This window comes from Flavobacterium endophyticum (genome assembly GCF_003634455.1).
Lineage (GTDB): Bacteria > Bacteroidota > Bacteroidia > Flavobacteriales > Flavobacteriaceae > Flavobacterium > Flavobacterium endophyticum.
Window position 1 is genome coordinate 80,392 of record NZ_RBLC01000005.1, and the last position, 25,436, is coordinate 105,827.

Sequence of the window (25,436 nt, forward strand, 5' to 3'; positions counted from 1 at the left end):
AGTCGTATTTTAGCAGAACAGCCTTATTACTTATCGTATCACATGAAAAACTATCTTTTTTTGCTGCTCGCTATTGTCTTTGAAACGATAGCCACTTCTTCTCTCAAAGCTTCGGAACAATTCACAAAACTGGTTCCGAGCCTTATTACGATTATCGGCTATATTGCCGCATTTTATCTCTTGAGCCTTACGCTGAGGTCGATTCCGGTAGGTATCGCTTATGCGATCTGGTCGGGCATTGGTATTGTTCTCGTAACGTTGGTAGGTATCGTTATGTTCAAGCAGGTTCCTGACCTTCCTGCTATTATCGGACTGCTGCTCATCATAGCCGGTGTGGTGGTCATCAATGTTTTTTCTAAGACATCGGCGCATTAGACTGCGGCATTGCGAGCATAGCCCCCATTATTTCCTATCAAGACACCATTGGCGAGGCTAATTCCACCAGTTAACGGATGTCCAACAGGCGCGCGTGACGTTCTATCACCCGCCGATGGCGTTCTGGACGTCAAAATTGGCGTTCGAAGCGCCAATTTTGACGTTGGCAGACGCCATTTTTCACGTTTGGAACGCCAAATTTGGCGCTTCGAACCCCGTTCATGGCGTTGCGAACGTCACGCGCGGGGTTCGGAACGCCATCGGCGGGTGATAGAACGTCATTTGTGAGTGTTTAAAGGAAACTTTAAGCAGCAATAGTAAGTTATGAATCAATCTTTTTTAAATCAATATCTATTATTATCATATTCCGATAAAAAATAATATCCTTCTCTAGAGTTTTCTCTTCTATATACCTTAAATAAATGCGTGTTTTTTTGTTTTACAATAGAATCGCCTAGTTTCAAATCAAATTCTGCTAAACTGCTAGAATCAATTTTTAAACCATTTGACAAATAAAATGCTGTAGCCCTCACTTGCCAATTATTTCGTTCTACTATTAAGGAATTGACTTTTGACTTATAAAATTTCTCATTATTCTTTTTACCAACCAAATGGAAGTAAATAAATATCCCAAATATTACTATCACAGGATAAAATCGTAGTAGTTTCTTTATTGTCATCTTAGAATATCATTTTTTGTATACAATCTTCCACTCAGCTTTTTCCAAATCTTGTTTAGTCAAAAGATATTTTTTATCATAAACCCTATTCTTTAGTTTTACTATTGTTGCCCACCCATACTTATCTACGCTATCTTTTGAAATAATAAATAACCTTGCCTTTTTATCCTTGGAAGAAGCAAAAAAACTGTCCCAATACACAGGCCTGTCTTTATTTTCTTGCTCTTTATCTGGTGCTATTTCCATTATATTAAAAGCCGAAACTGTTTTATCATATCTATAACTAGCAAAATAATCAGAATCTGATATATTATCAGAATTAGATAGGATGCTATAAATTTCGCTATCAGTACCATTATAAACAATTAATCCTTCTTTGTCTGTATAATCCATGCAGCTAATCATAAACAGGCAAAATAAAACCGTCACAATAAACCCTATTTTTTTCATTCTTTATCTTTAACTACTCCAAATTTAATTAAGAAGTAGATTCTTTCAGCAATAAAATTCTTTTTAAACCTAATTTGCTGAAATAAGTGATTCTTGAAAAGTTCCATAAACACAAAACAACCTCTTTTCACTACATTTTCTATTACGAAATACGTATCTTGGCATCGTTTTATGATAGAAATAAACTACAAAATATGGCATATCGATTCCTCTTTTTATGGCTTTGTTTTTTTACAGCCGCAGCATTTGCTCAAAAGCCTGTGTTCAACATCCGATTCTCAGAACAATTGGCTGTTTTTGTGTTTGTGCAGGAGATTCATCCCGACCGTCGCGACAACCCGTTTAAGACCGAGTTCACGAAATCCAAGTACAATACCGAAAAATATCAAAAGCTGATTGCTGAGATGGACACGTTAGCTATCGATTATACCTACCATTTTTCGGAATATCCATACGGCTCAAAAATACCAGGCATGACAACGGAATTCCTGAAAAAGAACCTGATTGCAACAGACAACCTAAAAGAATTCAAAAATCGCTCTGCCGGACTCGTCACCAACAAGCCGTTGATTCGGCTGGCAGACATCATTTCAGAATTTACGCCTATCTATCGAGAGCTCATCTACGAACCCAATAAGAAGGAATTCGAGAAACAGCTGGCCGACATACAAGAATACAGCCGTGCCCACAACATCAGCGGTTATTTTGAGACGGGACTTGCCTTTTACGGTTCGAGCTGGGACAGTTCTATTCCTTTTGAGGTGGCTTTTTATCCGCTGCCAAATTCAGAAGGCTTTACCGCACAGGCTTTTTATAACAATTTTGTCAGTGCCGTGCAGACCGACCTTACCGACCATGTGTCGCTATTCAGCGTGATGCTGCACGAAATCTACCATATCGTTTATGACGAGCAGCCGCTAGCGCTTAAAAAACAGCTGTATGCCTCTTTCAAACAGAACCCTTCCAAAAACAGCGCCTATGCTTATATGCTGTTGAATGAGGTGCTGGCAACAGCTTTAGGCAATGGCTATGTAATGGAAAAACTAAACGGTACGCTGGACGAAGGAAAATGGTACAACTGGAAATATATCAACGAAATGGCCAAAAAGAGCTATCCGCTGGTCTTAAAGTATATAACCGAGAAAAAGGCAATGGATAAGGAGTTTGTAGATGCCTATATCCAACTCTATGACGATAATTTCCCGAACTGGAGCAATGAGATGGACAACATCATGTGTTTTAGGTATATGATTTCCGATAACAAAGAAGACTTTAGGACCATCCGACAGCAATACAAACGCCGCTCTATGACCGAAGAAGAAGATCAGGTGACAGAAAACAGCATCGAAAAGATGAAAGCCGTGCCGATGACCAAAATAATCATCGTCTCAAAAGACCACGCCGCCAAACTGGAACTCATAAAGCGCAAATTTCCGGAGCTCAAAAACTGGAAGTACAAAAAAGACAAAGAGTTTACCTACAACATCCTTTTAGGCGACAAGACACAGCTCTTTATTATCAATCAGATAAACACGCCGACGGAAAAGCTTATCGAAAAATTGGCGGTGCAAAAACAATAAGACAGAACGCTATGGCGAAAGCCCCTTCACCCTCTTTAGACAATACTTTTAAAGACTTGGCTATAGCTATCGAACTCGTGTATGACAACATCGGATTAGCCCTCGCTGCCCTAAAAGCCGATGCTGAAAGTGCCGAATATGCAGCCTGTACTTTTACGTTAGGCGGAAAGCCTGTCCTGTACAGAAGTTCCAAGATTACGCCCAAGAAAATCGGGCAGTTTGTTACGCTATGGAAAAGAAACTCAAAAGGAATAACCGAGCCCTTTAGCAGTTCAGACCCTTTTGATTTCATTATCATATCAGCGAGAAGCGGCAGCAATTTCGGACAGTTTATCTTTCCAAAATCAGTACTCTTAGAAAAAGGGATTGTCTCTTCCGCCACTAGAGAAGGAAAACGCGGCATCCGTGTCTATCCGCCGTGGGACAAACCTACGAGCAGACAGGCCGAAAAGACACAGCAATGGCAAGTGTTTTATTTCTTGGAAATTAAGGAAGACGGCACGACAGACCTCGAACGGGCATCCGAATTAATCACGTTGCTGATAGTTTAGTTATTTTCGAGTATAAATACGGAAAGAATGATACTCGTTGTCTTTTGTAGCCACCCACGCGCTATAAATTCCTTCTGCTACAGAATAGATGCCATAACGATATACATCGCCCTTAACGCTAAAGTTTTTCCGCTTGTTATTATTGCTCTCCAGAAATTCCAATTCGAATTCACCGTTACCTTTGGGACGAATCAATAAGTTTGAAGTCGTACCATCCTCAAAAGTTTCAATCCAATGGCTAGAAGACAGTGCTACGTTCACGATGCTTCCATCGTATTCTTTATAGTAAAAGCTTTTCCCCGAAAAGAAAGCATCACTTTCTTTTTTTGAAAGTTTAGACTTCGGTTTTTCCGCCAGCTTGCCCCAGTCACTTTTATTCTCCTCCATGCCAGCCAAGATATCAAGAAAAGCTTGGCAATTCCGCTGAAGCCTGAAATAAACTCGATTTACTAAAGAATCCGCTTGCGCCTGAGAAGTTACTTTTGCCCTTTCATAAAAAGCGGGCAGATGTTTCTCGAACACCATCATGATCTTGGTTTCATCTTTGACCTCCTTTAGTTCTTTAAATGACTCGCACATTTTTGAAGCCAAAGAATCTACTTGCTGTATGGTTTGGCTGTTCATAGTAGCATACGAAAGCACTAAAAGAATAAGGGCATATTTTTTCATTCCTAATGATTTTTTTTAGGAAGCTAATATAAGAAAGTCCTGATAAATAGTACTACGCTAGCGTATTCATGCCCCTTTTTTACTCTCATCCCGCATCGAATCAACACTATAAGGGCCTGCTCCAAAATACGCCAGCATCAGCGCAGCGCCTATAATCGAGATATTTTTCATAAACGTAAGCAGTACCAGCTCGTGAAGCATCGGGTCTTCCACAGTCCAGAAATCATGCATGATAAACGTAACCGGAAGCAGGAAGATGATAATAAGCCAAGCGCCCCATTTCGCCATAAAGCCAAACAAGATGCTGAGCCCTGCCGCCATTTCAAAAATACCGACCAGCGGAATCAGTATATAAGACAGCGGAATGCCCTTGGCCGCCGCCTCATAGACAAAGGTGTCAGAGAATTTGGCAATAGAAGAATACATAAAGATGATGCTAAAAAGAAACCTGCCGATTAAGGGTATATATTTCATGATACTTGAGTTTTAAGCTGTATTAAATGTACGCCTTAAACAACGATAGCCCTTCGTGCCATTCCGTCCAAAATTGGTCTGAAACCCGCCTTTTTGATTTGCCTGCCCTATCGTCGATTGGCAGAAAATAGCTAACTTTACGATTCTAAAAACAATCCGATTGGAAAAGGCAGGCATCAGAAAGCTCTCGATCAGCGATATCCTTGAAATATTGGGCGACGTGCCCCAATCCGAAGGACTGCATGTCTATATGGGCAGCGCGATAACCGAAATTCCCTTTCCCTATCCTTATCGGTCCGACAACTATTCGATACTGCTCATCCTTTCGGGAACGGTGAAAATGCAGCTCGACCTGATTCCATATGTAGCAGTTCCTGGCGACCTGCTTATTATCTCACCAAGAACCATCAACCATACCCTCGAAATCGTCGGCAACGTCGAGCTTATCGCCATAAGCTTTACATTAGACTTCGCGCTCCAGTCCAACCGCAGCAAAAACGAGATCGAAGCCTTTGAGTTTTTTGCATCCAAAGCCATTCCCAAGCTTTCGCTGGATACTGAAGAGCACGATAACTTTGTCTTTCTGTCCCGACTGCTGCAGCAAAAAAACAAGGAAAGAGGACGAGAGCCATTCAGCAGCGAAATCATACAGCACACCTTCAGCCTGCTCATGTACCTCGTGGCCGTGCGCTATAAAAAAGAAAACACAGGATTGAATCCCGATATCTCAAGACAGCAAGAACTCACGCTCAACTTCCTGAAACTGCTCGATGCCCATTTCAAGCAGCAGCGCAGCGTACAGTTTTATGCCGAGTCGCTCTGCGTCACCAGCGGCCACCTGACCAAGATACTAAAAGAAGTATCGGGCAAGACCGCAGGCGAGCTTATCGAAGAATCCGTAATCATAGAGGCCCGTGTGCTGCTCGCCGACCCTGCCCTAACGATTGCCCAGATTGCCGAAGAACTGCAGTTCAGCGACCAATCCGCATTCGGGAAGTCCTTTAAGAAAAATACAGGTCTTTCTCCTTCAGAATACCGCAGGAGAAACAGCAGCAACTAGCTTTTAAAGTGTGCGGCATAAGCCCTTATTCATCCTGCCCTTTTTACCGCATCAAAATATTTATATCTTTGGATTCCATTTCAATACCTAAAAAATAACCATGAAGTACAGTCGGCAGTTCTTGGTCCTGCTTTTACTGCTCCTTTCGACAGGCAGCAGGGCACAGCCCTCTTCTCAGAATACTCTGATGCAGAAGGGCTGGGAAGCGCTCGTAAAAGACCATGACGACGAAGCCTTTCGATATTTCTTTCTTTCCTACGAAAAAGCAAAAAAAGACAAGAACGAGATCGATACGGCCGAATCCCTGCTTTACCTCGGCATCTGCTCTTTCGGTTCCAGCTATGAAAAAGGACTCGACTATACCTTTCAGTCGCTTAAGATTTATACCCGTTTAGAAAAAAGCAATCCCGACTTGGGCCAGATCGGACGCAGCAAATGCCTGCAGCTCATCAGTACCATCTACAGCCGGCAGAAAAAATACGCACAGGCCAAGCCCATCAGCCGCGAGGTAATCAGCATATTAGAAAGCCACGAAGACAAGAGCGGCACCCTCGGCCTTGCCTATTCCAGCCTCGGCTCCTTGTACGAACAGCAGCAGCTACAGGATTCGGCTACCTATTTTTATGCGCTGGCGCTAAAAGACTTTGAGAAATCAGGCAACCAAGCCTATTTGCCTAATGCCTATATCAACATCGGCAGAAGCGAGCTCGAAAGACACAACGACCAAAACGGACTCGATTACTTCCAGAAGGCACTCGCCATTGCCAATACAACCGAAAACAAGCAAGCGCAAGTCTCTGCCCTGCTCGCTATAGGAAAATGGCACTTGGCCCATAAGAGCAAAAGTGAAGCCTTGCAGCAGTTCCAAAAGGCCAACCAGATAGCCGCCGCGCTGTCGGACAAGCTGTTTGAAATCATGACCGTCGAGACGCTTATCAGCTATTATGAAAAAGAAAAAAACTACTTTGAGACGTCGCGCCTGCAGACCCGACTGATTTTCCTCAAAGACCAATTGCATTCGCTCGAAAGAGAAAAGATTGTCAAAAGCCTCGAAGTACAATTTGAAGTAGCCGAGAAAAACAGAAAGCTGGCCCTTGTCTCCAAAGAAAAGGAAGTCGCCCGACTCACCAACTACCTGCTGGCCGTATGCATCATCGTGCTCCTCACGGCACTCGTGACCGGATACTTGTACCTCAAGAACAGGAACAAGCGCGACAGGAACCTGCTCAAGACCAAAGAAGCCCTGCTGGAAGCCCTCGAAAAACAAAGAGAACTCGAAGAAATACGCTTCCAGAACGACCTCGACCATAAAGAAAGCCAGCTCAGCGCCGTCACCCTGCAGATGCTGCAAAAAAATGAGCTCCTCAGCGACATCAAGACTGCAATAGAAAAACAGCAACCCCTGTCGGAACAGCAGCTTGTCAAAATGGTCAACCGCCATTTTGAGCAGAACAACAGCTGGGATGACTTCAATCTCTATTTCGAAAGCATCAACAAAAATTTCTATACGAGGCTCAAGCAGCTGTATCCAGAAATCAGTGCCAACGACCTAAAAGTATGTGCGCTTATCAAGCTCAATCTGTCCATCAAAGAGATGGCCTCCATACTCAACATTTCACCCGACAGCGTCAAGACCGCCCGCTACCGTCTGCGTAAAAAATTACAGCTTGCGGCCGACGAAAACCTGACCAGCTTTATACTTTCAGTATAAAACAAGGCCCTTGTCTACCATCTATCTACTGCATTATCACTGCTTGTCTACCTTTTGTCTACCTCCTTTTTTCGGGGCTTATGCTCGTATCTGCTAATTTTGAGTATGAAATTTTGGACTTCCAGATAAACTCCGGAATTATCCAAAAGCGTACACAAAATCATGAACAGAAAAAAAGTACAATGGACAGCCGCAATAGCCTTATTGCTTTTTTGCGGAGCTGCCTATCTCTACAACGGCGTCCTATATAAGGAAGCCCGAAACATCGAAAAAGAAGAAGCGGCGCACCGTCTTGCCGCCTCACAGCTTCTTGATGCCTACAAACGTGACCTTTCGGCTTCCGACCAAAGCTATCTCAACAAGACTATTGAGGTCAGCGGCAAAGTCACGCAGGTTTCCGACTCGCTCCTCACCCTCGACTCCGGCATAACCTGCACTTTCGGCAAGATGCTGAGCGAAAATATCGTAGGCGCAAAAGTGACCCTTAAAGGAAGATGCATCGGCTTTGACGAGCTGATGGAAGAAGTAAAACTAGACCAATGCACTCTAATACAATAATACCACCCATGAAAAAATTCCTATTGCAGTGGGCCTGTTTCTTCCTATTTGCCGCTTCTGCAAGCGCACAAGAAGACCTGCTGTCTCAGCTCGATTCCACGCAAGTGCAAGATACCTATGCTACGGCCGCCTTTAAAGGATTGCAGGTTATCACGATGCAATCTACCAAGATGCCCGCCAAAAAAGAATTCTACTTTGTCGTATCGCACCGATTTGGTACCGTAAAAGGCGGTATTTCCGAGTTTTTCGGATTTGACGATGCCACCACTAAAATTGGCGGTATTTATGGTCTGACCGACTGGCTTTCCGTCAGCGGCTCAAGACATACCCTTTCCAAAGTATACGAAGCTTCGGTAAAATACAGGCTGGCAAGGCAGAGCGATGCGTTTCCGTTTGAAATCGTAGGCTACAATACGCTCGACATCAACAGCCAGCTCAAAAAAGACGACTATCCTAAGATTGAGTTTTCAGACAGGCTGACCTATGTTTCCCAGCTGATTGTTTCCCGAAAGCTGTCTGAAAGGCTTTCGCTGGAACTCGTGCCTTCTTTCATCCACAAGAACCTCTACAATCCTGCCATAGAAAACGACAACCAGTTTACCATGGGCTACGGCGGCAGGATGAAGCTCACCAAAAGGCTTTCCGTTAACCTCGAATATGCCTATAATTTCGACAAGCCAAGCTTTTACAACAATCCGCTGTCGGTAGGACTCGATGTTGAAACAGGCGGCCATATCTTCCAACTGCTGTTCACGAACTCGCAGTCGATGACCGAAAGCGGCTATCTAACAGGTGCCGCTGGCGATTGGGGAAAGGGCGACTTTTTCTTCGGATTTAACTTATACCGCGTTTTTTAATATGCCACTCATGAAAAAAATACTAGCACTATTCCTTTTTGCCCTGATATGCAGCAGCTGTGACTCCGGCACCTATGAAGAACTGGAAGAACCGACCGTAATCGACGGACCTGTCACCTATGCCAACACTGCAAAAGCCATCGTAGACGCCAACTGCATCCGCTGTCATTCCGCTGGAGGAGCGGCTTCTTTCCGACCGCTTACGACCTATTTGGAAGTCAAGGATGCCGTGCAGAACACCAACCTGCTCGACAGGATACAGCGGCAGAACGGAGAACCCGGCCAGATGCCGCAGACCGGAAGGATGCCGCAAGACAACATCAACCTCCTCCTGCAATGGAGAGCCGACGGACTGTTAGAAAACTAATCGATAAAAAAGAAAATTATGAAACTGCAAAAAACAAGACTGCTGTTATGGATACCGCTCCTTTTGGGAGCCCTGTCTGCAAACGCGCAGAAATACATTACCAAGACCGGAAGCGTAAAATTCGAAGCTTCAGTTCCTTCATTTGAAGAAGTAGCCGCAGAAAACAAAAGCACCTCGGCCGTATTAGAAACCGCCACAGGAGACTTTGCCGCGCTTACGCTCATGAAAGGCTTCCGGTTCAAGCTGGCCTTGATGGAAGAGCATTTTAATGAAAATTATGTCGAGTCCGATAAATACCCGAAAGCTTCGTTTAAAGGAAAAATAGAAGGCTTTGACGCTTCAAAAGTTACGACAGCAGAAAAAGCTTTCACTATCACGGGAGAACTCACATTACATGGCAAGACCAAAAAAGTATCGAGCACGGCCAAGATTTCGAAATCCGGAGCTGGTTACAAGATTACAGGCAGCTTCATGGTAAAACCCGAAGATTTTGCGATCGAGATACCCAAAATCGTCAGCAAGAAAGTGGCAAATGACATTGCCGTAGACTATAATTTCGTACTCAACAAGCAATAAGACATGAAAAAGACACTCCTACTCTTGGTGTTCGTAGCCACAGCAGCTATCGCACAGAACAAAGGCCCGAAAGACGTTTTTGATACGGCCCGTTACGGCACCGTTGAAGAAATGAAAGCCTTGGTATCCAAAAACCCGGACACCATCAACAAAAACAATTCCATGGGCTTTACGCCGCTCATATTGGCCTGCTACAGAGGCAATTTGCCCGTAGCTGAATACTTGGTCGAAAATGCCAAGAACATCAACTACAGCAGCTCCAGCGGTACGGCCTTAGCGGCTGTAGCCGTAAAAGGAAACATCAAGCTGGCCGAAGCGCTGTTAAAAAAGAACGCCGACCCAAACATTGCCGATGCAGGCGGAATGACCCCCCTGATCTATGCGATACAATTTAAAAACAAAGAACTCATCGAGCTGCTGCTGCGCCATAAGGCCGACAAAACACAGAAAGACAAACAGGGAAAGGCACCCTTCGAATATGCCGTAGACACAAGGAACCAAGACATTATTAACCTTTTCAAAAACTAAGAAACTATGAAAAAAAGATTACTCTTATTATCGCTGGGACTTTTCGCCTTCGCCGCACAAGCCCAGACAAAAACAACGGGAACGGTCAACCTGCTTTCGGGAATGACGGCCAAGCTCGACCTGAACAGCACGAACTCTACAGCAACCTTAACGCTAACTGGCCCATCGGATCGCTGGTTTGCATTGCAGTTTGGTTCTTTTGCTGAAGGACAAGGAATGGAATCCGGACAGGATGTAGTGTATTACAACGGAACAACGCTTGTAGATGCTGTCCATAACGGTGTGGGTACTGCTCCATCAGCAGACACAAACAACTGGACGGTAACGTCTAACACGGTTGCTACCGGAACACGCACGATCGTAGCTACAAGAGCTTTCGACACGGCAAGTTCAAGCGACTATGCTTTTGTATATGCCAATTCGTCTATCGACTTTGCTTTTGCCAAAATGGGAACTGCTAGCTTTTCGCTGGCCTACCATGGCGCAGGCAACAGAGGCTACCAGACGGATGTGCCGTTGAGCCCTGCTCTAGGTGTCGGTGAAGTAGAAGCTGCTAAAAAAATAGCGATCTATCCGAATCCTTCCTCAAGCCAGTTCTCCATCCGAACAGAAGACGACATCAAGTCGGTCGTGATTTATGATGCCACCGGAAAACTAGCGGCACGTTTCGCAAACCGCAAAGAAATGCTTGACATTTCTTCATTGCAGTCTGGACTGTATTTTGTGGAAATCGAGACCTCTAACAATGAAATCACTATCGAAAGACTCGTGAAAAAGTAAATTTGCTTTTTGTTTAGGTTCATGACGGAAAGAGCGGCTATTGGTTATAGCCGCTCTTTTTATTTTAGATATCAGGACAAATGATTTTTGATAATATTCAACAAAAACACATCTTCTCTTGTTTTTCGAGAATTGTAGCTGTCATTTTTATTCTTTTTCTATGGCTGTTTATTTCGTCAAATTTAGTGTATTTCATTGCTAATGGAGTGACAAGGGAAATGCATAAAATCAAAAAACCGAAAAACCTATCCAAGAATCTTGCTTTTTTATTTACTAATGGAGAAGTGCCTCCAACTTCAATCAGAATAGGGCGCTTATAAAGACTAAAAATAATAGTATTGAAAAAATAGAATGATAGTATAAAAAGAATCGGCGAAAAATAATAGGTTTCCAAAGTTAAGCTATCTAAACGAAAAGCTCCTAAAACTGAAAATGATAAAGCGATAATAAAGTGCTTATTCCTTTTGTCTTCCGTAAGCAATTCGTTATACCTGTATGTCAGCGGATTTCGATTTCTCCCATAAAGCATAAAGAACACATATGAAAAACCAAAAAATAGGGAAAAAAGAGTTAGGATTGAATCTGCATCCATGAATGAATTTATTATTTGCCGAATATACAAATTACCGACAAAACAAAAATAATCCTAGGAGCATCAAAAAAACTGCTAATTTTTAACCTCTTTCTGTAAGAGATTTGAGATAAAATTTGCATTTTTGTCTTATGCATGCGGCGCAGAAGCGCTGTCCCCCCTTGCCCGATAAAAACCAAGGCGTTGCCAATAGCACGTCCAAACACATAACAGATACGATCCATGAAAGCATTCCGATTGGCCCTTTTATTATTGGTTATTTCCAGCAGCCGCGTGCTCGCACAAGTTCCCGTAACCGATCTCGATTTTGCCATACTCCGCTGTACCAAGGCTTTTGAAGCCGGAACCGAAGACGAAATCAAGGCCTGTTTCCCGCTGTCCGAACAGCAAGAACTCCTTTTAGATATAAGCAAGAGCAAGACGAAGGTAATCCGTAAGTCCGGCCCCACAAAGATTATTGAAAGCGACAAAAAAAGTGCGCTCGTATTGATGACCGGTACCCTAATCATGGGTAATTCTGGAGACGATACCTATTACTCCGGACTCTACTCCGGCGTCTACCGCTTCAAATACAGCGAAGGCAAATGGACCATAGCCGAAAAGCTGCCGATAGACCGCAAGAATCGGCTGTATTCTCATGTACTGGGCGCTTCCATCGATCCTGCATCCAACAGCCTTGCCGTGAGCGATACGTTGCGTATCCTTACCCAAGAGTCCTTCGGTTTTCTGGTGGCTCTAAACCATAAAGCCAAGATAACGGCACTACAGCTTGACGGCAAAGATGCCGACTATCTGTTTGGCGGCGGTATCCTGTGGATCAACACTAAAAGCAGTGCCGAACAGCGGCTTACGCTCACCTATTCTCTTACCGTAGACAAGCTTGAAAAAGACAAGGAATCTGGCTATTTCGACGACACTTATGGCCATGTGAGGAACCAATTCTACTGGCATCCTTTCTTTAGCTTCTCGAGCCCGAACGACCAGGCCAGTTTCTCAATACGCCTGCAGATTCCGTCAGCCTATCAGCTGGCCTCTAGCCTGCCGCAGCAGGAAACCATAATAGGCGACTACAAAATCATTACGGCCAAGACGGCCAGCCCTACATTTGCACTGTCGCTTTATTACGACAAGAAATGGAAAGCCTACCGCTACAAAAAGAACGACTACCAGATGGAAATCTTCTGCGATGCCGATTTCAAGCCGTTGCCAGACAACCTGCACAAGAATTTCCTAGAAGTCTACGACCTGCTGTCTGAAAAATTCGGAAGTCCTAGAGGCCGCTACCTGTCTATAGTACAAGACCGTTCCAACGCTTCCAATGGCTGGCTCAACCGAAGCAACGACATGATCGTGGCCGCCAAGCAAGGCAGCGACCTTATCAAAGACAAGCCTTCTCCGCGCGCTCCGTTTGCCCATGAAGTAGCCCATGCCTGGACGACGCCCATAGGCCCTGCCACTAATTTCCTTTCCGAAGGCTGGACATCCTATGCCGAACGCTATTTCCTTGAAAAACAATACGGCGATGCCATCTTTGCTACCTACTTAACAAGCTATAAAAACCAGTATTTTTCTGGCGACTATGATACCAAGGCCTCGCTTTGGGGAGATACTGCCAACAGCGGCGTCTCTTATTACAAGGGTACCTGGGTATTCTATATGCTCGAGCAGCTGATTGGTAAAGAAGATTTTGAAAAAGGACTGAAATCTTTCATGCAGTCCGACGAGCCCATGACCATACAGCATTTTATGGACAAGCTGACGAAGACGACTGGCAAAAAAGTGCAGCCGTTCCTAGAGCCGTGGCTCAAGAGCAAGCAGGTGCCTCATGTAAAATATGCCCTAAAAGACGGCGCACTGATCATCAGCCAAGAAGGCGACGTGTTGCCGTTCCTGCTCGAAGTAGAATTTACGCTGGGCGACGGTACCAAGACGCTCGGTTCCTTCCCAATCAAAGACAAGCAGCACCGCTTCAAGCTGTCAGGTGCCAAGTTCGGAGGTGCCAAGCAGGCGCAGCTAGACCCCAACAACAAACTCCTCATCAAGATTATAGAATAAGTATTTCCTTTCTGCTCATCGCACGATCAGCAAGGGCAGCAGTATACGACAGGCATAAACAATAGTGTTTATTGCCTGCCGTATTCGTATTCTCCCCTAGCGTGCAGCAGCGTTGAAACGGCTCCTCACGATAGGAATTTGTGCCAATACAGACAGCAATAAGGCCACGGCTGCATACATGGTCGTTTTGGAGAATTGCAAGGTCGAAGCCATATCATCCAAGGCAGAGCCATACAGCGCTTTTAAGCCGGTACCTTCGGATACGGGTGTTGCGGCGCCTTCTGCAAAATAAGCATACCCTAGCAGTCCTGCTAACGCCACGGCCAGCAGCAGCCAAAAATAGCCCGGCAGCAGCGGAACATACACAGGCGCCGTCTTTTTCGGAATCGCGGCAGTCTGGGCCATTACGCGGGCGGTAAAATCAAAAGAAGGCGTTTCCAGCGGCAGGCCTTGCATGGCCTTGTCCGCCAGCCTTTCCAATTCGTTATTTTCGTTCTCTTTCATAAACGCTAATCATTTCGGGTTCGAGCTTCATTCTTATTATGTCTCCCAGCCTTTTGCGGCAGCGGAAGAGTTTTACTTTTACGTTGTTCGCCTTGATGCCAAGCACTTGAGCGATTTCTTCCAGCGACTGTTCTTCAAAATAATACAAGGTCAGCAAAAAAGCCTCATCGCCGGGCAGCAGTTTCAGGCATTCCTGTATGGCACGGTGCCGCTGCTGTTCGTCGAGCCTATCCAGTATATTTTCGGTCACCGCCAGTTGTCGCGGACCATAATCGTCTATAGGTACTGCATAGGGCGCTGCCTTTTGTTTTTTCAGCCGGTCCAGGCAGGTATTATACGTAATCTTATACATCCAGGTCGAAAACTTAGACTCGCCCTTAAACTTGTCCAATGACCGGAATACCTTTATAAAAGTATCTTGCGCGGCTTCTTCTGCTTCTTCCGTATTTTTGATCAGTCGCAAGGCCAGCGTATAGACAAGGTTCTTGTAGCGGTCCACCAGCAAGGCAAAAGCCTGGGTGTCGCCTGCAAGAGCTCGGTCAATAAAATGTCGGTCGTCGGGTTGTGCCATATCAACATAAGACGATGTTAGTGGACGATGGGTTACAGCTAAAGTAAAAAATATTTTTTTTGCAAAAGGTGTAACCTGCCACCAAAAGTTGTCGTCATAAGGTGCAGATACAAATTAGTAAAACTTTAAAATCATCAATCATGGAAAAAATCATAATCCCGGTAAGCTTGTTTGCAATGATCTTCGGAATCGTCTACCTGCACTTATCCACCCGCAACCGCGAGCGCCTCGCCCTGATCGAAAAGGGTGTCGACGCCAGCCTGTTTAAAAGCGCGCCCAGCAATATTCCTGTCTGGAAGCTGCTACTGCTCAACCTGTCGCTCCTGCTGATGGGCATCGGCATCGGCCTGCTGATTATCTCGATATTGCAAGCGTATACCGCGCTTGACAGCGATGCGGCAAATACGGCTATTATCTTTATCATGGCCGGATTAAGCTTGTATATCGGCTTTACCCTGTCCAAAAAGCTAGAACAATAGAAAGTTAGATTTTTGTTTATATTGGAGAGCGCAGGATTAAATCCTGCGCTTTTTTGTTTAGGTACAAGCTTGCTTAAAAGAAAAAAGCCGCACAATGTGCGGCTTTTCTAACTATCAAAACGATAGGCTTATTTTTCTGGATTAAGAACTCCGATAAAACTATTTTTTCCGTCAAAAAATGTATTGGCTGCTTTCTTAATGTCTTGAACCGAAATCTTGTTAATTTCGTTTTCAAAAGCCAGGAACCTGTCGGTGTTATATCCCGAAAATTCCAATTGCTGTAGCTTTGAAAGCCAATATTGGTTTGTCTTTATCTCTTCTTTTCTTTTTTCGATAATGGCAATTCGTACTTTGTCTAGGTCTTTCTGCTCTGGACCATCTTTTTTAAGCTTGGCGATTTCAGCCTCGGTCTGCTTCAGGATCGGATCCACGTTCTCCGGACCTGTCGGAAGCTGTGTCTCGATACTGTAATGCGAATACGGCTCTTTTTCTAGCGAGCCGCTAAAGCCGCCGCTGTAGATCGATCCCATCTCCTCGCGCAGTTTTTCGATAACGCGTATCGTAAGGATATCGCCTATCATATTGGCTTTTAATGCCATGTCTTCGCTATAAGGCACTTCTCCAAAGTATTGCGCTACGACAAGACTTTGAGGCTCTGTTCCTTTTTTGAATACAAATTTATTGTTTCCTGATTTTAGTCGCAGTCCGTTGTCTACAAATTTCGGTGCTGTGCCAGTGGCAGGCAGCGAAGCCAGATACTGCTCCAATAGCGGTTTCAGCGTAGCCTCGTCTACATTGCCGACCAAAAAGAAATGATAGCCGTCTGCCGATGCAAACTCTTTTTTGTAAATGTCGATAGCACGCTGTGCGTTTAACGATTTCATCTCTGCTTCCGAAGGAATTACTACAGGTCGCAGCGGACTATTGTTGTACATTACGGTTACCAAGCTATCTACAAAGGCTGCCTGGGGATTCGATTTGATAAACTTAAGCTGCATCTGCATCTTGCTCACAAAACCGTTGAATAAGTTCTGGTCAAGACGAGGCGCTGTCAGTTCCAGATAGTTCAGCTGTAAAAGGCTCTCGATATTTTTGATGTCAGAGCGGCCTTCCACTTCATTCGTAGTCTCGTCCATAGCATGCTGCAGGGCGATATTCTTTCCGGCCAAGGCTTTACTAAGGTCGGTAGGCGTAAATTTGCCATACCCCATCGTTTCGATTAGGCTGCCCAGCATCGATGCCGTGATTTTGTCTGCCACGCCATAGCTATTCGTCCCTCCTTTTTTGACTCCTTTGAAAAGGATTTCATCGCTCTTGAATGTCGTTGGCTTTACGGTGACTTTGATGCCGTTGCCCAACGTATACGTAGTGGTCTGCAGCTTGGCATTCTTTTCTACTTTAGCAATTGTCCCTTTTGCAGGCATCTTGTCTAAAAGCGTCGTGCTTACCACAACTTCTGCTTTTTTCTCTACTTTTTGCGCGAATGATTTTTGTATCGCAGCCAGCAAGGTAGCCTCATTATGTATGGCAGCGTCTTTTGTTTCTGGGCTCAGCACAAAAGCAAAGAATTTCTCCTTGTCTTCTTTTGAAAACAGCTTGTTGAAAGCCGCCGTCACTTCTTCGGCCGTGATGCCTGGCAGCAGTGTTCTGTACAATTCCACTTCTTTCTCGATACCAGGGAAAGCCTCTCCGACTAAAAAGTTTTGCTCGTATTCTTCGAGATACGCCGCTGAATTGGTGGTAGTACGTTCGTTATACTGTTTTTCAATATAGCTAAGGACGTTCTTTTTCACCAATTCCAGTTCTTCTTTGCCAAATCCATACTCTTGGATGCTGACCAATTCTCCAACGGCAGCATTCAAAGCCGTAGTCAGGTCGCTTACCGGCAGTACCGTTACGCTAAGCGCTTGGTAGTTCCTGATGTAGCTCGAATTGCTGGTCTGTGCCGCTGTAAATGGCGGTACGGCCGCAGACGCAAGATCGCGATAACGGCGGTTGATAGCGCTAAAGGCTAACTGCTCTACCAAGGTATTCCTGTAGTCGCCAACCGTTTTGTCCGCTTCTGTTTTTCGCGGCGAGAAGTTGATCGACAATCGTGTCGACGGCTGCTCAGGATCCGTCAGGAACATCACTTCTTGTTTCGTATATGGATTCGCGCCATACGCAATACGTGCTCTCGATTGAGTCGGATTCACAAGCGTGCTGAAATACTTTTTCACCAAGGCTTCTCCCTTTTCAGCCGTAATATCGCCTACCACCACCACGGCCATCAAATCCGGACGGTACCAGTCTTTATAGAATCGTCGTAGCACATCGGGCTTGAAGCTTCGCAGCAGGTCATCTTTCCCTATCGGAAGCCTTTCGCTATATCTCGAATTCAACAGTCGAGGCAGAAACTTTTTTTGGAGCCTGTCGCTAGCACCCAAATCGGCTCTTGCTTCTTCCAACACTACGTTTCGTTCCTCGTTAATGTCCTTATCGGTCATCAAAGCGCCCTGTGCCCAGTCTTGCAAGATCTGGAAACCCGTCTCTAGATTTTTAGGGTTATCGGTAGGAATAGGCAGCATATAGACCGTCTCGTCAAAGCCGGTCTGCGCATTCAGGTCGGCCCCAAACTGCACGCCCATAGACTGCAGGTTGTCGACCAGTTTATTCTTCGGGAAATTCTTCGTCCCATTAAACAGCATATGCTCCGTAAAGTGGGCAAGTCCCTGCTGGTCGTCGTCCTCCATAAGCGACCCCGTATTGATGACTAAGCGGAGCTCTACCTTATTCTCCGGCTTGCTGTTCGGACGGATATAATACTTCATTCCGTTCTTTAATACGCCTGTAGTCGTTTTCGGATCGGTGGTCAGCTTCTCGCTCAGGTTCTGCGCCGTGGCGCTTTCCGAAGCCATCAGGCAGACCGTCCCATAGAACCCGACAGCGGCAATGATTTTAAATAATTTGTTTGTCATTTGGTTTTAGTTTTAAGCTTACTAAATCAGCAACAGCCTACTTAAGAGACTATTGCAACTACACATTTGTCATGCACACTTATTTTTTGTTACATGTTTTGTACGATGCTTTTTATTAAAAATAAGAAGGGCTTTACAGAAGGGCTTTTTTCAAATAAAAAAAGCAGGGAGTTCCCTGCTTTTCTTTGGTTGATTGGTTGGTTAGGAGCCCATGGTGGGCTTATTGTTTTTTTGAGGTATTTTAACCTGCAGTTCGCTTTTCTACGTATCAAACATAAATATAGTATAGCTTACTTCCTTACGGATTTCCTCATTCCAAAAAAAAACAAATTTCACTATCCCAATTCCCAAAAACATTTCTTCAAACTTTTTTAAAAATATTATAATGTTTTTAAATATTACCATGGTAAGTAATACATCACGAATTTTAAGTAAAGTAATAAATAAAATTTATTACTTTACTTAATAATATATTAGGTAATGAAAAACTGTAAAAAGATAATCAAATTAATTCATTACAATGTTTTACGATGGTAAACTTTCATTTAAAAATTCTCTCCAATATACAGGTAGTAAATTAGAACGATAATGTCTTGAAGATAGATAGCCTAAATAATAAAAATAATTTTTGAAGATAGTAAAATCTTTTTCTTCAAAAAGTAAGGCTTTTTCCTCTATCATCTCATTTTTATATTCTTGAAAATCACTATATAAATTTATTGAACACTTAGTGTGTCCGCTATTTCTACTCATATTCGAATTAAACAAGTAATTTTCTGTAGTCATCTCAGGAAACCAAATTTGTAAATTAATTTCTGGATAGTTTTGGTCAATTAATTTTTTTATAAGCTCATAAAGTTTTGGCTCATTTAGAATTACTGACCATTCAATTAATATTGGAATTAACATTGAGGAATGAGGTTCTGAAATGTCATTTCCAAGATGAATGTTTGCCAATTTTTCGTAATCAGAAGTAAATAATGGAATGAATTTTTTCAATTTATAATAATCATTTAACCCTGAAATTAAATATTCAATCCACTGAGATGCAAATTTGTTTTCTTGTGTTTTAAATAAGGCTATTAATGCCAATGAAATTTCAATTAAATGTTCGTCATATTCGGGATATTTAGAAGGTGGGTTATTTGTTATTAAGTATTGTAATCCTGTCACATATTCCCTAACATTACTATAACAAATTTTAGAATACTCCGTATTCTCTTGATAATGGATTTCAGCTTCAAAAAGTTCAACTAAAATCAGTGAACTTAAAATACCTATTTGTTCCCAAACGGTTAATGAATATTCTAATTGGTTTCTTGAGTATTTAAATAAACTATGTTTAACATAAAAATGCTCTCTTGTCTTTAAAAAGTACTCTCTCCCAACTTTAATTTTCATCTGATGAATTTGGTAAAATTCATCGAGAACATAATTTTCCTTCAATAAATTGTTTTCTCTCATCCATTTCCACGAAAGCAATAATGTCCTTTCAGAAGCAATAAATGCAGGTTTTAAATTTTCTGCATCTTCTGACCATTTAATTATCGTGTTGAAGCAAATGCGTACAATCCTTAAAGTTTTAACAATCTGTTTTTTGGAAGTATTTTTTTTTGAAAACAGATTTTCTAATAAAGAATAATAATGATTCAAATCATAGTCAACTAAATCGATAAATGCTAATGTTTTTCTTAGTAAGGTTTTATATTCATTTGGGAATATCTGTTCAGGTATTAAATGGCGATCCACTAGAGACACGATTTTATCTATTCCCCAAAATTCAAATTCTATTTCTTTTGTTGTTGCATTATCTATGAATCCGTTCCAATTATTCAACACCGTTTGATCCAATTCTCCATTTGTGCATACTACAATTTTTTTTGGTAATAATTTTTGCGATTTTGTGATTACTTTTGGAATGTAAAAATCAAGAATTTCATTTAAAGTTGGACGTACTGATGTTGTACTGCTATCCCAATTATTTCGAGTTATATTCCCTTGTTTAACAGCTATTAAAAACATTTTTTTTACTCCATCTTCGTCAACGCCTAGCGCGGAAATATCAACTCCATATTGTCTTCCTCATTCAAAAGCTGTCATTTCTGTTTTCTCTGTATAACTGCCTTGGTACTTTGAAAACATCCCTTTACCTGTTCGTATTTGAATTTTTGTTACTATACTTAAAAAGGAAGTGTCGTTTTTTTTATTTTCTTTTTGCAAACTTTCAAATTCTTTCTTATGAATATTATTATATAAATTCAACCTTTTGTCGGAAGCATTAAATTCATTGATGTGCTTTAGATTATTTATATTTTCAAAATATTCATTATTAACTTTCTCCATTTCGCTTATGACAAGCTTCACTTTTTTTGGAGCATTTTTCTTAACTTCCTTAAAGTATTCTAATGTTGAAGGGTAGTTAAAAATTACATATTCATTAAACATTGCCTTAATAAAATGGACACTTTCATCATCCTCGATTTTTGCTTTTAACATTGAATACAGAATAGACCGAAGTTGTTCTTTAAAATATATATATCCAATAATTTTCATCGAAATAAACTTAATATCGCTTGCATTAAGATTTGAAATGTCTTCTTCGCATACTTCAATAGAATTAATATCTCGAATTGAAATCTTGAGTAATAATTTGTTTAGGGCTTTATGATAAACAGCATAATTTGAATTTAACCAAGATGTAATAATCTTTTTAAAAAGATTATTATTCTCCTTATAAATTTTCACAAAAACATTCTCAAATAGTATGATATCCTTATATCTATTAACATCGAACAGTAGCCAATTTTTGAAAAAATAAAAGAGTAAATCTGGCATTTTTTTTATTATATTTGGCAGTACGAGGTGATTAATGATATTAATAACCCCTAAATATTTTGGGTCAACCTTGTGCAGACTGAGTAGCAAGTTTTCAAATAATTTTGTGTCTTCTATTTTAATTTTATCTTGAAGTAAGTGAGCAATTTCGTATTGTACTTCTGGAAGTTTAGTTTCAGACAATAAAAGTAGGTACTCTTCTGCATTAGGAATAATTGATCGCAAATTTCCTAGAACTTTTGTTACAACATCAAATAAAAAGGTATTGTTACTTTTTAAATTTATTGTAATTCTATCATCTAAATATCTAATAAAATCAATATTTTCAGATATTTTTTTTTGATCAAAATAGAGTATTGAATTATATCCCTGTCTTTGAAAATTAATATTATGATTTTCAATTAAAAATTTTATTTGCTCAATTATATTGATATTACTTTGAGACTTACTTATACCATTTAAAATTTCCGGTATAAGGGTTAATAATTTTTCATCATTTAGTTCTAGAATTTTATCGTAGATAATTTTTGCTTTTTTTGGTTGAAATTCTGAAAGTTTATTAATTGCTTTGAATATCTGATAGGATGCCATATCATTCTCAATTTTCTTAAAAATTTTAGGCACGAGAATTAATAATTCATCTTCTACAATATCTTCCTTATATAAATTGTCACAAAAATTATGGTAATTTGTCCAAAACTTACTTCCATCTAGTGCATTTGAAAAATTATTTATAAAGTCACTCATAACTAGATTAGAGTTTAAATTTTGACTAATTTACATATTTTATAAATAACACTTAAGATTTAATACGTTTACAAAATAAATAATTCATCCCACAACCCCCAAACTATTCCTCCAATCCCTTCTCCAAAACAGCTCCCCATGGTCTTCACCACAAAACCCAGCATACAATAAACCAATCAACGTACCTTCACCTTCTGGCAAAGCCGCCTGCAAGACGATATCCTTACGTTCCGAATCCAACGGCATAAAAACCATCTCACTCAACGCTACTGCCACCGCAGGCGTTTCCGTATCCAAGCGCAACAGCACTAATTGCAATCCAAGATGTTTTGCCCCTTTCGGAGAAACCGCCCGCGATACGTCAAACTGCCGCAGGAACAGCCTGCCTTCGTCAAGAAAAAATCGAGCAGAAATCATCAAGGCAGGAGTCATATCCCTTTTGCGGTTAAACGAAAAATCCCTTAACAGCAACTGCCCTTTTTGCGTCGCCAGCCCTCGGGCTACCGTCTTTTCGCCTTTAGGCGACTGCTCGTCGCATTCCTTGATGGCACAGATACGTCCTTGGATATGTCCATACACATACGTATCCGGAATCGTCTTTAAATGCCAGCCCAGGCTCTTATACAGCACCGACGAAATCTTCGCGCAGCGGCTGAACTCGCTGTTCAGCTGGCGTGTCTTGATGTAGCGGTCTTCGGTCTTGATGCGTTCGCCCTTAAAGCCTCCGGGCGTCTGGAGGATATTGCCAAATGAAGTACTGCGGCCAGAGATGTCGCCCAATTTTCCCGTAAACTGGATAGGGCCTATATTTTTTGCCATGGTGTCGAATTTTAGTTACGATATAAACGATAAGTGCCCTAAAATTAGTATATTAGCATCAAATATACAACACCGCTGCTTTTGTCCTAAAAGCATAAGAAAAATCCAAAAAATAAGCTTTTTTACAGCAAGCCATACTGGGCCTATACGGTACCCATACCGTATCCATACCGTATGTTCTCCCAGTTATCTCCCAGTTATCTCCCAGTCACCTCCCAATCCCCTTGCGGAAACCCTTCACTTTTAATCGCCACTATACCTCAAAAAACAAGCAAAACCCGAACGAAACCCGAACAAAACTGGGAGATAAGGGCCATCACAGCGCTCCCAAACAAAAAAGGGCCCGCCAGGCTCCCAGTCAGGAGCCCGGAGGGCGGTAAAAATCAACTATTAAACTTACGATCTGATCCTAAATGGCGGTTATCTCTTGCTATAATTCGAGTATTCCGAAATGGTCTGCACCTCCGTTCCCTGTCCTAGGAATTTCACGAGCATGTTCAGGTTTTCGCGTACAGAGAAGTAGCGTTTTGCCTGCTCGTTCCAAGCGTATCGTATCACCATGTCAAACTTCTCGGCATTGACGATCTTGATCTTCAACGGCTTTTCATTGAGCACTTGTATCTGCTCCAGCCTTTTGGTCTTGAGATTTATTGTCATATATAGGCGGCAGTCTTTCATAAAAGCCCCGTCCTTGTCGCTAGCAGCAGGATTCTGCTTGTAGCTGATGACCAATTGGGCCGGCGTTTCCTTTTCGATCTTATAGGTAGCATCGTCGGTCTGGGCCGTGCCTGCCTGCTTGTTCTGGTTTTTTCGGAACGAATTGATATCCGATTTATACGGCGACTTGCCGTCTATAGAAACCACCGTCCACTGCTCTTCTTTTGGCTTAGAGGGGTCAAACTGTGCCACGGTAACCTTTTCGCTGCCTGCCGTTATGGTCGTCTGCGTCAGCTCATACGAATGGTCTTTGGGCATCTGCAGGCTCTCGGGATTCAATAGTGCAGCATCAATTCCATGTCTGGAAAAAGCATCCAGCACTGCCGATTTTTGGGCGAATGCCGTCACCGTAGATAGGGCGAGCAGAAGCACCACCAGCAACAGCTTCATTCTATTCTCTTGTACTCTTACTATTGCTTTTTCTTGAGCAGCAGCTCCCCCTGCCATCACATTTCTTTTTTTCATAATTCTTCTATTGTTTAGTATTTCGATGGGGCAAAATTACAGGCAGCAGCCGGGCCTTTGGGCGCTTTATTGAGCGAAACGGCAAAACTGCCGAGTGAACTGTCAATCAGGGAGAGTGAAGCGATACAGATGTTTTTTTCCAGTAAGGTTTCGCTGCAAGGGCAGTACCCGCAAAGGACAAAGCTATTCCGTATAGCGTAGTGCTTTCGCCTCGTCAGGAGTGGCTACTTTTTGCGTAAAACAAAAAAGGAGGCAATGCTGCCTCCTTTGTCGTAAGTAAATCCTGTTACTTGAACCTCAGATTGATGCTAATAATATCAGAATCGAGATTGTTAGATCGGACATAATGTCCATAGCGTATTTCGACCATGTTTAGGCGTTTGATGCCAAAAACCCCATTGACAGGCGTCAGCCGCAGTCCAAGGCCGAAGAAACTGCTGTCAAATTTTGAAAGATCGTAATTGCTGGTGTAAAAATCGCTTTGCGGACCATGCATCTCATAGCCTTTGAAATACTTTGCTGCCGTCTGGGTATAATACCTGTAGAAGGGAGATACCGAAACAAATGACGAGATTTTTACAGGAATCTCGATATCTGCCGTATGCGACTGGATGCCCCAGTCATCGGTATAGAAACGGTAATAGCCGCGTAGGACAATATTATCTCCTAAAAAGTAGCTTGCCCTTGCTGCCAGAGGTATCTTGAGTCGGCTGTCCGGAAGCTTCTCTTGGTGTACGGATCCGTCCGTAAAATAGACCCTATGGAAGGGCAGGGAAAGATAGCCCTGCTGCGATACCAGATCGGCTTGGAACATTACTTGGAAGTTTTTGCTTACTATCTGCGAATACGTCAGGGATCCCACAAACGTATTTCTGGAGGCATTGCCGGAATCATCAACATTGGGCAGGCCTCTCAGCTCTATCGGGGCAAGCATCTTGACCTGATCAAGATAGGCTTGGAATTTTGCCCCAAATTCTCCGTTTCGATCTTTAGTCTTTTGTGAAAAGCTTACGTTTCCTCCAAAAGACTGGTAGTCGTATTCCGAAGATGACGAAATGCCGATGCCCATAGCGCGTCCTTTCTCTTCGTTTTCCCTGATATAGTTTAGAGAAGGATAGACCCTCATATCAGAAGACGATGCAGAAGAATTGGCACTAAGGTCTATCTTGTCGGAAGAAGCAGACGAATAATGGTCTACGCCCACCTCGAAGTCAAAGGTATGCTTGATATTGTTTTCGCCATATTTTACTACCCTCAGGTCTATAGCGTTAGAAATATCGGTCAGCTTCTCTGTCCCTTCTCCGCCTGTCACAGCCGAATTATTTCCGTCCTGCCTATAATAGCTGGATACAAGATTGATTTCCTCGATCTTAAGTTTTTTAGGCTTATAAGAAGTTGAATCTGCAGGGTCATTTTGGGCATAGGCCTTGAATAACCCCAATAGGGCAAAGCCCGTTATAAATATTCTTTTCATTTTGT

25 protein-coding genes are annotated in these 25,436 nt (G+C 42.5%); 13 read left to right on the top strand and 12 right to left on the bottom strand.

Going from position 1 to position 25,436, the window contains the following annotated elements; all coding sequences use genetic code 11:
- The first annotated feature begins 42 nt into the window (after positions 1–42).
- Positions 43–375, top strand: coding sequence for a DMT family transporter (locus CLV94_RS14940; protein ID WP_121377314.1), 333 nt, complete (start codon positions 43–45; stop codon positions 373–375).
- 344 nt (positions 376–719) lie between these two features.
- Here CLV94_RS14940 and CLV94_RS14945 read toward each other — a convergent pair whose 3' ends face one another.
- Both CLV94_RS14945 and CLV94_RS14950 read right to left on the bottom strand, forming a co-directional pair.
- Complete coding sequence (locus CLV94_RS14945; protein ID WP_121377315.1) at positions 720–1,055, bottom strand: hypothetical protein; 336 nt, start codon at positions 1,053–1,055, stop codon at positions 720–722.
- 9 nt (positions 1,056–1,064) lie between these two features.
- Positions 1,065–1,505 carry a hypothetical protein gene (locus CLV94_RS14950; protein ID WP_121377316.1) on the bottom strand — a complete coding sequence of 147 codons (441 nt, stop codon included), beginning with the start codon at positions 1,503–1,505 and terminating at the stop codon, positions 1,065–1,067.
- A 194-nt stretch (positions 1,506–1,699) separates the two neighbouring features.
- On the opposite strand from CLV94_RS14950, the gene CLV94_RS14955 reads away from it, so the two are divergent.
- Positions 1,700–3,085, top strand: a complete 1,386-nt coding sequence (locus tag CLV94_RS14955; RefSeq protein ID WP_121377317.1) for a hypothetical protein — start codon at positions 1,700–1,702, stop codon at positions 3,083–3,085.
- Between the two features lie 11 nt (positions 3,086–3,096).
- Positions 3,097–3,636: a MepB family protein gene (locus CLV94_RS14960; RefSeq protein ID WP_121377318.1), complete on the top strand. Its 540-nt coding sequence runs from the start codon at positions 3,097–3,099 to the stop codon at positions 3,634–3,636.
- On the opposite strand, the gene CLV94_RS14965 is transcribed toward CLV94_RS14960, so the two are convergent.
- Both CLV94_RS14965 and CLV94_RS14970 read right to left on the bottom strand, forming a co-directional pair.
- A complete protein-coding gene (locus tag CLV94_RS14965) occupies positions 3,637–4,305 on the bottom strand; it encodes a hypothetical protein (protein ID WP_121377319.1) in 669 nt (222 codons plus the stop codon).
- A gap of 66 nt (positions 4,306–4,371) precedes the next feature.
- Positions 4,372–4,779 carry a DoxX family protein gene (locus CLV94_RS14970; RefSeq protein WP_121377320.1) on the bottom strand — a complete coding sequence of 136 codons (408 nt, stop codon included), beginning with the start codon at positions 4,777–4,779 and terminating at the stop codon, positions 4,372–4,374.
- A 160-nt stretch (positions 4,780–4,939) separates the two neighbouring features.
- On the opposite strand from CLV94_RS14970, the gene CLV94_RS14975 reads away from it, so the two are divergent.
- From CLV94_RS14975 to CLV94_RS15020, 9 genes are all read left to right on the top strand, one after another.
- Positions 4,940–5,839, top strand: coding sequence for a helix-turn-helix domain-containing protein (locus CLV94_RS14975; protein WP_121377321.1), 900 nt, complete (start codon positions 4,940–4,942; stop codon positions 5,837–5,839).
- Positions 5,840–5,939: 100 nt separating this feature from the next.
- Entirely contained in the window at positions 5,940–7,550 is a 1,611-nt protein-coding gene (locus CLV94_RS14980; protein ID WP_121377322.1) for a tetratricopeptide repeat protein, read from the top strand.
- Between the two features lie 162 nt (positions 7,551–7,712).
- On the top strand, positions 7,713–8,108 hold the full coding sequence (locus tag CLV94_RS14985) for an OB-fold protein (protein ID WP_121377323.1): 396 nt from the start codon (positions 7,713–7,715) through the stop codon (positions 8,106–8,108).
- Between the two features lie 8 nt (positions 8,109–8,116).
- A complete protein-coding gene (locus tag CLV94_RS14990; protein ID WP_121377483.1) occupies positions 8,117–8,965 on the top strand; it encodes a DUF5777 family beta-barrel protein in 849 nt (282 codons plus the stop codon).
- A 10-nt stretch (positions 8,966–8,975) separates the two neighbouring features.
- Positions 8,976–9,332, top strand: coding sequence for a cytochrome c (locus CLV94_RS14995; protein ID WP_121377484.1), 357 nt, complete (start codon positions 8,976–8,978; stop codon positions 9,330–9,332).
- Positions 9,333–9,350: 18 nt separating this feature from the next.
- Entirely contained in the window at positions 9,351–9,908 is a 558-nt protein-coding gene (locus CLV94_RS15000; RefSeq protein ID WP_121377324.1) for a YceI family protein, read from the top strand.
- 3 nt (positions 9,909–9,911) lie between these two features.
- Positions 9,912–10,436 carry an ankyrin repeat domain-containing protein gene (locus tag CLV94_RS15005; RefSeq protein WP_121377325.1) on the top strand — a complete coding sequence of 175 codons (525 nt, stop codon included), beginning with the start codon at positions 9,912–9,914 and terminating at the stop codon, positions 10,434–10,436.
- Between the two features lie 6 nt (positions 10,437–10,442).
- On the top strand, positions 10,443–11,216 hold the full coding sequence (locus tag CLV94_RS15010; protein WP_121377326.1) for a T9SS type A sorting domain-containing protein: 774 nt from the start codon (positions 10,443–10,445) through the stop codon (positions 11,214–11,216).
- An 814-nt stretch (positions 11,217–12,030) separates the two neighbouring features.
- Complete coding sequence (locus CLV94_RS15020) at positions 12,031–13,863, top strand: M1 family aminopeptidase (RefSeq protein WP_121377328.1); 1,833 nt, start codon at positions 12,031–12,033, stop codon at positions 13,861–13,863.
- A 96-nt stretch (positions 13,864–13,959) separates the two neighbouring features.
- Here the strand turns inward: CLV94_RS15020 and CLV94_RS15025 are convergent, their stop codons facing one another.
- Together CLV94_RS15025 and CLV94_RS15030 are read right to left on the bottom strand one after the other, a co-directional pair.
- The gene (locus CLV94_RS15025) at positions 13,960–14,367 is read right to left on the bottom strand and encodes a hypothetical protein (RefSeq protein ID WP_121377329.1); all 408 of its coding nucleotides are present in this window, start codon (positions 14,365–14,367) and stop codon (positions 13,960–13,962) included.
- Complete coding sequence (locus CLV94_RS15030; RefSeq protein WP_121377330.1) at positions 14,348–14,938, bottom strand: RNA polymerase sigma factor; 591 nt, start codon at positions 14,936–14,938, stop codon at positions 14,348–14,350. Before CLV94_RS15030 ends, CLV94_RS15025 begins: the two co-directional genes overlap by 20 nt.
- A gap of 140 nt (positions 14,939–15,078) precedes the next feature.
- Between CLV94_RS15030 and CLV94_RS15035 the strand changes: the two genes are divergently transcribed.
- Complete coding sequence (locus CLV94_RS15035) at positions 15,079–15,417, top strand: DUF6249 domain-containing protein (protein ID WP_121377331.1); 339 nt, start codon at positions 15,079–15,081, stop codon at positions 15,415–15,417.
- A gap of 128 nt (positions 15,418–15,545) precedes the next feature.
- Here CLV94_RS15035 and CLV94_RS15040 read toward each other — a convergent pair whose 3' ends face one another.
- From CLV94_RS15040 to CLV94_RS15070, 6 genes are all read right to left on the bottom strand, one after another.
- On the bottom strand, positions 15,546–18,374 hold the full coding sequence (locus CLV94_RS15040; RefSeq protein ID WP_121377332.1) for a M16 family metallopeptidase: 2,829 nt from the start codon (positions 18,372–18,374) through the stop codon (positions 15,546–15,548).
- A gap of 525 nt (positions 18,375–18,899) precedes the next feature.
- The gene (locus CLV94_RS15050) at positions 18,900–20,396 is read right to left on the bottom strand and encodes a hypothetical protein (RefSeq protein WP_121377334.1); all 1,497 of its coding nucleotides are present in this window, start codon (positions 20,394–20,396) and stop codon (positions 18,900–18,902) included.
- A gap of 60 nt (positions 20,397–20,456) precedes the next feature.
- A complete protein-coding gene (locus CLV94_RS15055) occupies positions 20,457–21,956 on the bottom strand; it encodes a hypothetical protein (RefSeq protein ID WP_121377335.1) in 1,500 nt (499 codons plus the stop codon).
- 84 nt (positions 21,957–22,040) lie between these two features.
- A complete protein-coding gene (locus CLV94_RS15060) occupies positions 22,041–22,775 on the bottom strand; it encodes a hypothetical protein (RefSeq protein WP_121377336.1) in 735 nt (244 codons plus the stop codon).
- A gap of 420 nt (positions 22,776–23,195) precedes the next feature.
- Positions 23,196–23,957: a hypothetical protein gene (locus tag CLV94_RS15065; protein ID WP_121377337.1), complete on the bottom strand. Its 762-nt coding sequence runs from the start codon at positions 23,955–23,957 to the stop codon at positions 23,196–23,198.
- 286 nt (positions 23,958–24,243) lie between these two features.
- Positions 24,244–25,431 carry a DUF3570 domain-containing protein gene (locus tag CLV94_RS15070; protein ID WP_121377338.1) on the bottom strand — a complete coding sequence of 396 codons (1,188 nt, stop codon included), beginning with the start codon at positions 25,429–25,431 and terminating at the stop codon, positions 24,244–24,246.
- Between the last annotated feature and the right edge of the window lie 5 nt (positions 25,432–25,436).

Bases quoted from the DNA above. Each gene is read 5' to 3' on its own strand.
- CLV94_RS14990 (WP_121377483.1), top strand. From the start codon at position 8,117: ATGAAAAAATTCCTATTGCAGTGGGCCTGTTTCTTCCTATTTGCCGCT.
- CLV94_RS14985 (WP_121377323.1), top strand. From the start codon at position 7,713: ATGAACAGAAAAAAAGTACAATGGACAGCCGCAATAGCCTTATTGCTT.
- CLV94_RS15005 (WP_121377325.1), top strand. From the start codon at position 9,912: ATGAAAAAGACACTCCTACTCTTGGTGTTCGTAGCCACAGCAGCTATC.
- CLV94_RS15000 (WP_121377324.1), top strand. From the start codon at position 9,351: ATGAAACTGCAAAAAACAAGACTGCTGTTATGGATACCGCTCCTTTTG.
- CLV94_RS15010 (WP_121377326.1), top strand. From the start codon at position 10,443: ATGAAAAAAAGATTACTCTTATTATCGCTGGGACTTTTCGCCTTCGCC.
- CLV94_RS15040 (WP_121377332.1), bottom strand. From the start codon at position 18,374: ATGACAAACAAATTATTTAAAATCATTGCCGCTGTCGGGTTCTATGGG.
- CLV94_RS14940 (WP_121377314.1), top strand. From the start codon at position 43: ATGAAAAACTATCTTTTTTTGCTGCTCGCTATTGTCTTTGAAACGATA.
- CLV94_RS15070 (WP_121377338.1), bottom strand. From the start codon at position 25,431: ATGAAAAGAATATTTATAACGGGCTTTGCCCTATTGGGGTTATTCAAG.
- CLV94_RS15055 (WP_121377335.1), bottom strand. From the start codon at position 21,956: ATGAGTGACTTTATAAATAATTTTTCAAATGCACTAGATGGAAGTAAG.
- CLV94_RS14980 (WP_121377322.1), top strand. From the start codon at position 5,940: ATGAAGTACAGTCGGCAGTTCTTGGTCCTGCTTTTACTGCTCCTTTCG.
- CLV94_RS15025 (WP_121377329.1), bottom strand. From the start codon at position 14,367: ATGAAAGAGAACGAAAATAACGAATTGGAAAGGCTGGCGGACAAGGCC.
- CLV94_RS15030 (WP_121377330.1), bottom strand. From the start codon at position 14,938: ATGGCACAACCCGACGACCGACATTTTATTGACCGAGCTCTTGCAGGC.
- CLV94_RS14950 (WP_121377316.1), bottom strand. From the start codon at position 1,505: ATGAAAAAAATAGGGTTTATTGTGACGGTTTTATTTTGCCTGTTTATG.
- CLV94_RS15065 (WP_121377337.1), bottom strand. From the start codon at position 23,957: ATGAAAAAAAGAAATGTGATGGCAGGGGGAGCTGCTGCTCAAGAAAAA.
- CLV94_RS15050 (WP_121377334.1), bottom strand. From the start codon at position 20,396: ATGTTTTTAATAGCTGTTAAACAAGGGAATATAACTCGAAATAATTGG.
- CLV94_RS15035 (WP_121377331.1), top strand. From the start codon at position 15,079: ATGGAAAAAATCATAATCCCGGTAAGCTTGTTTGCAATGATCTTCGGA.
- CLV94_RS15060 (WP_121377336.1), bottom strand. From the start codon at position 22,775: ATGGCAAAAAATATAGGCCCTATCCAGTTTACGGGAAAATTGGGCGAC.
- CLV94_RS14995 (WP_121377484.1), top strand. From the start codon at position 8,976: ATGAAAAAAATACTAGCACTATTCCTTTTTGCCCTGATATGCAGCAGC.
- CLV94_RS14965 (WP_121377319.1), bottom strand. From the start codon at position 4,305: ATGAAAAAATATGCCCTTATTCTTTTAGTGCTTTCGTATGCTACTATG.
- CLV94_RS14960 (WP_121377318.1), top strand. From the start codon at position 3,097: ATGGCGAAAGCCCCTTCACCCTCTTTAGACAATACTTTTAAAGACTTG.
- CLV94_RS15020 (WP_121377328.1), top strand. From the start codon at position 12,031: ATGAAAGCATTCCGATTGGCCCTTTTATTATTGGTTATTTCCAGCAGC.
- CLV94_RS14945 (WP_121377315.1), bottom strand. From the start codon at position 1,055: ATGACAATAAAGAAACTACTACGATTTTATCCTGTGATAGTAATATTT.
- CLV94_RS14955 (WP_121377317.1), top strand. From the start codon at position 1,700: ATGGCATATCGATTCCTCTTTTTATGGCTTTGTTTTTTTACAGCCGCA.
- CLV94_RS14970 (WP_121377320.1), bottom strand. From the start codon at position 4,779: ATGAAATATATACCCTTAATCGGCAGGTTTCTTTTTAGCATCATCTTT.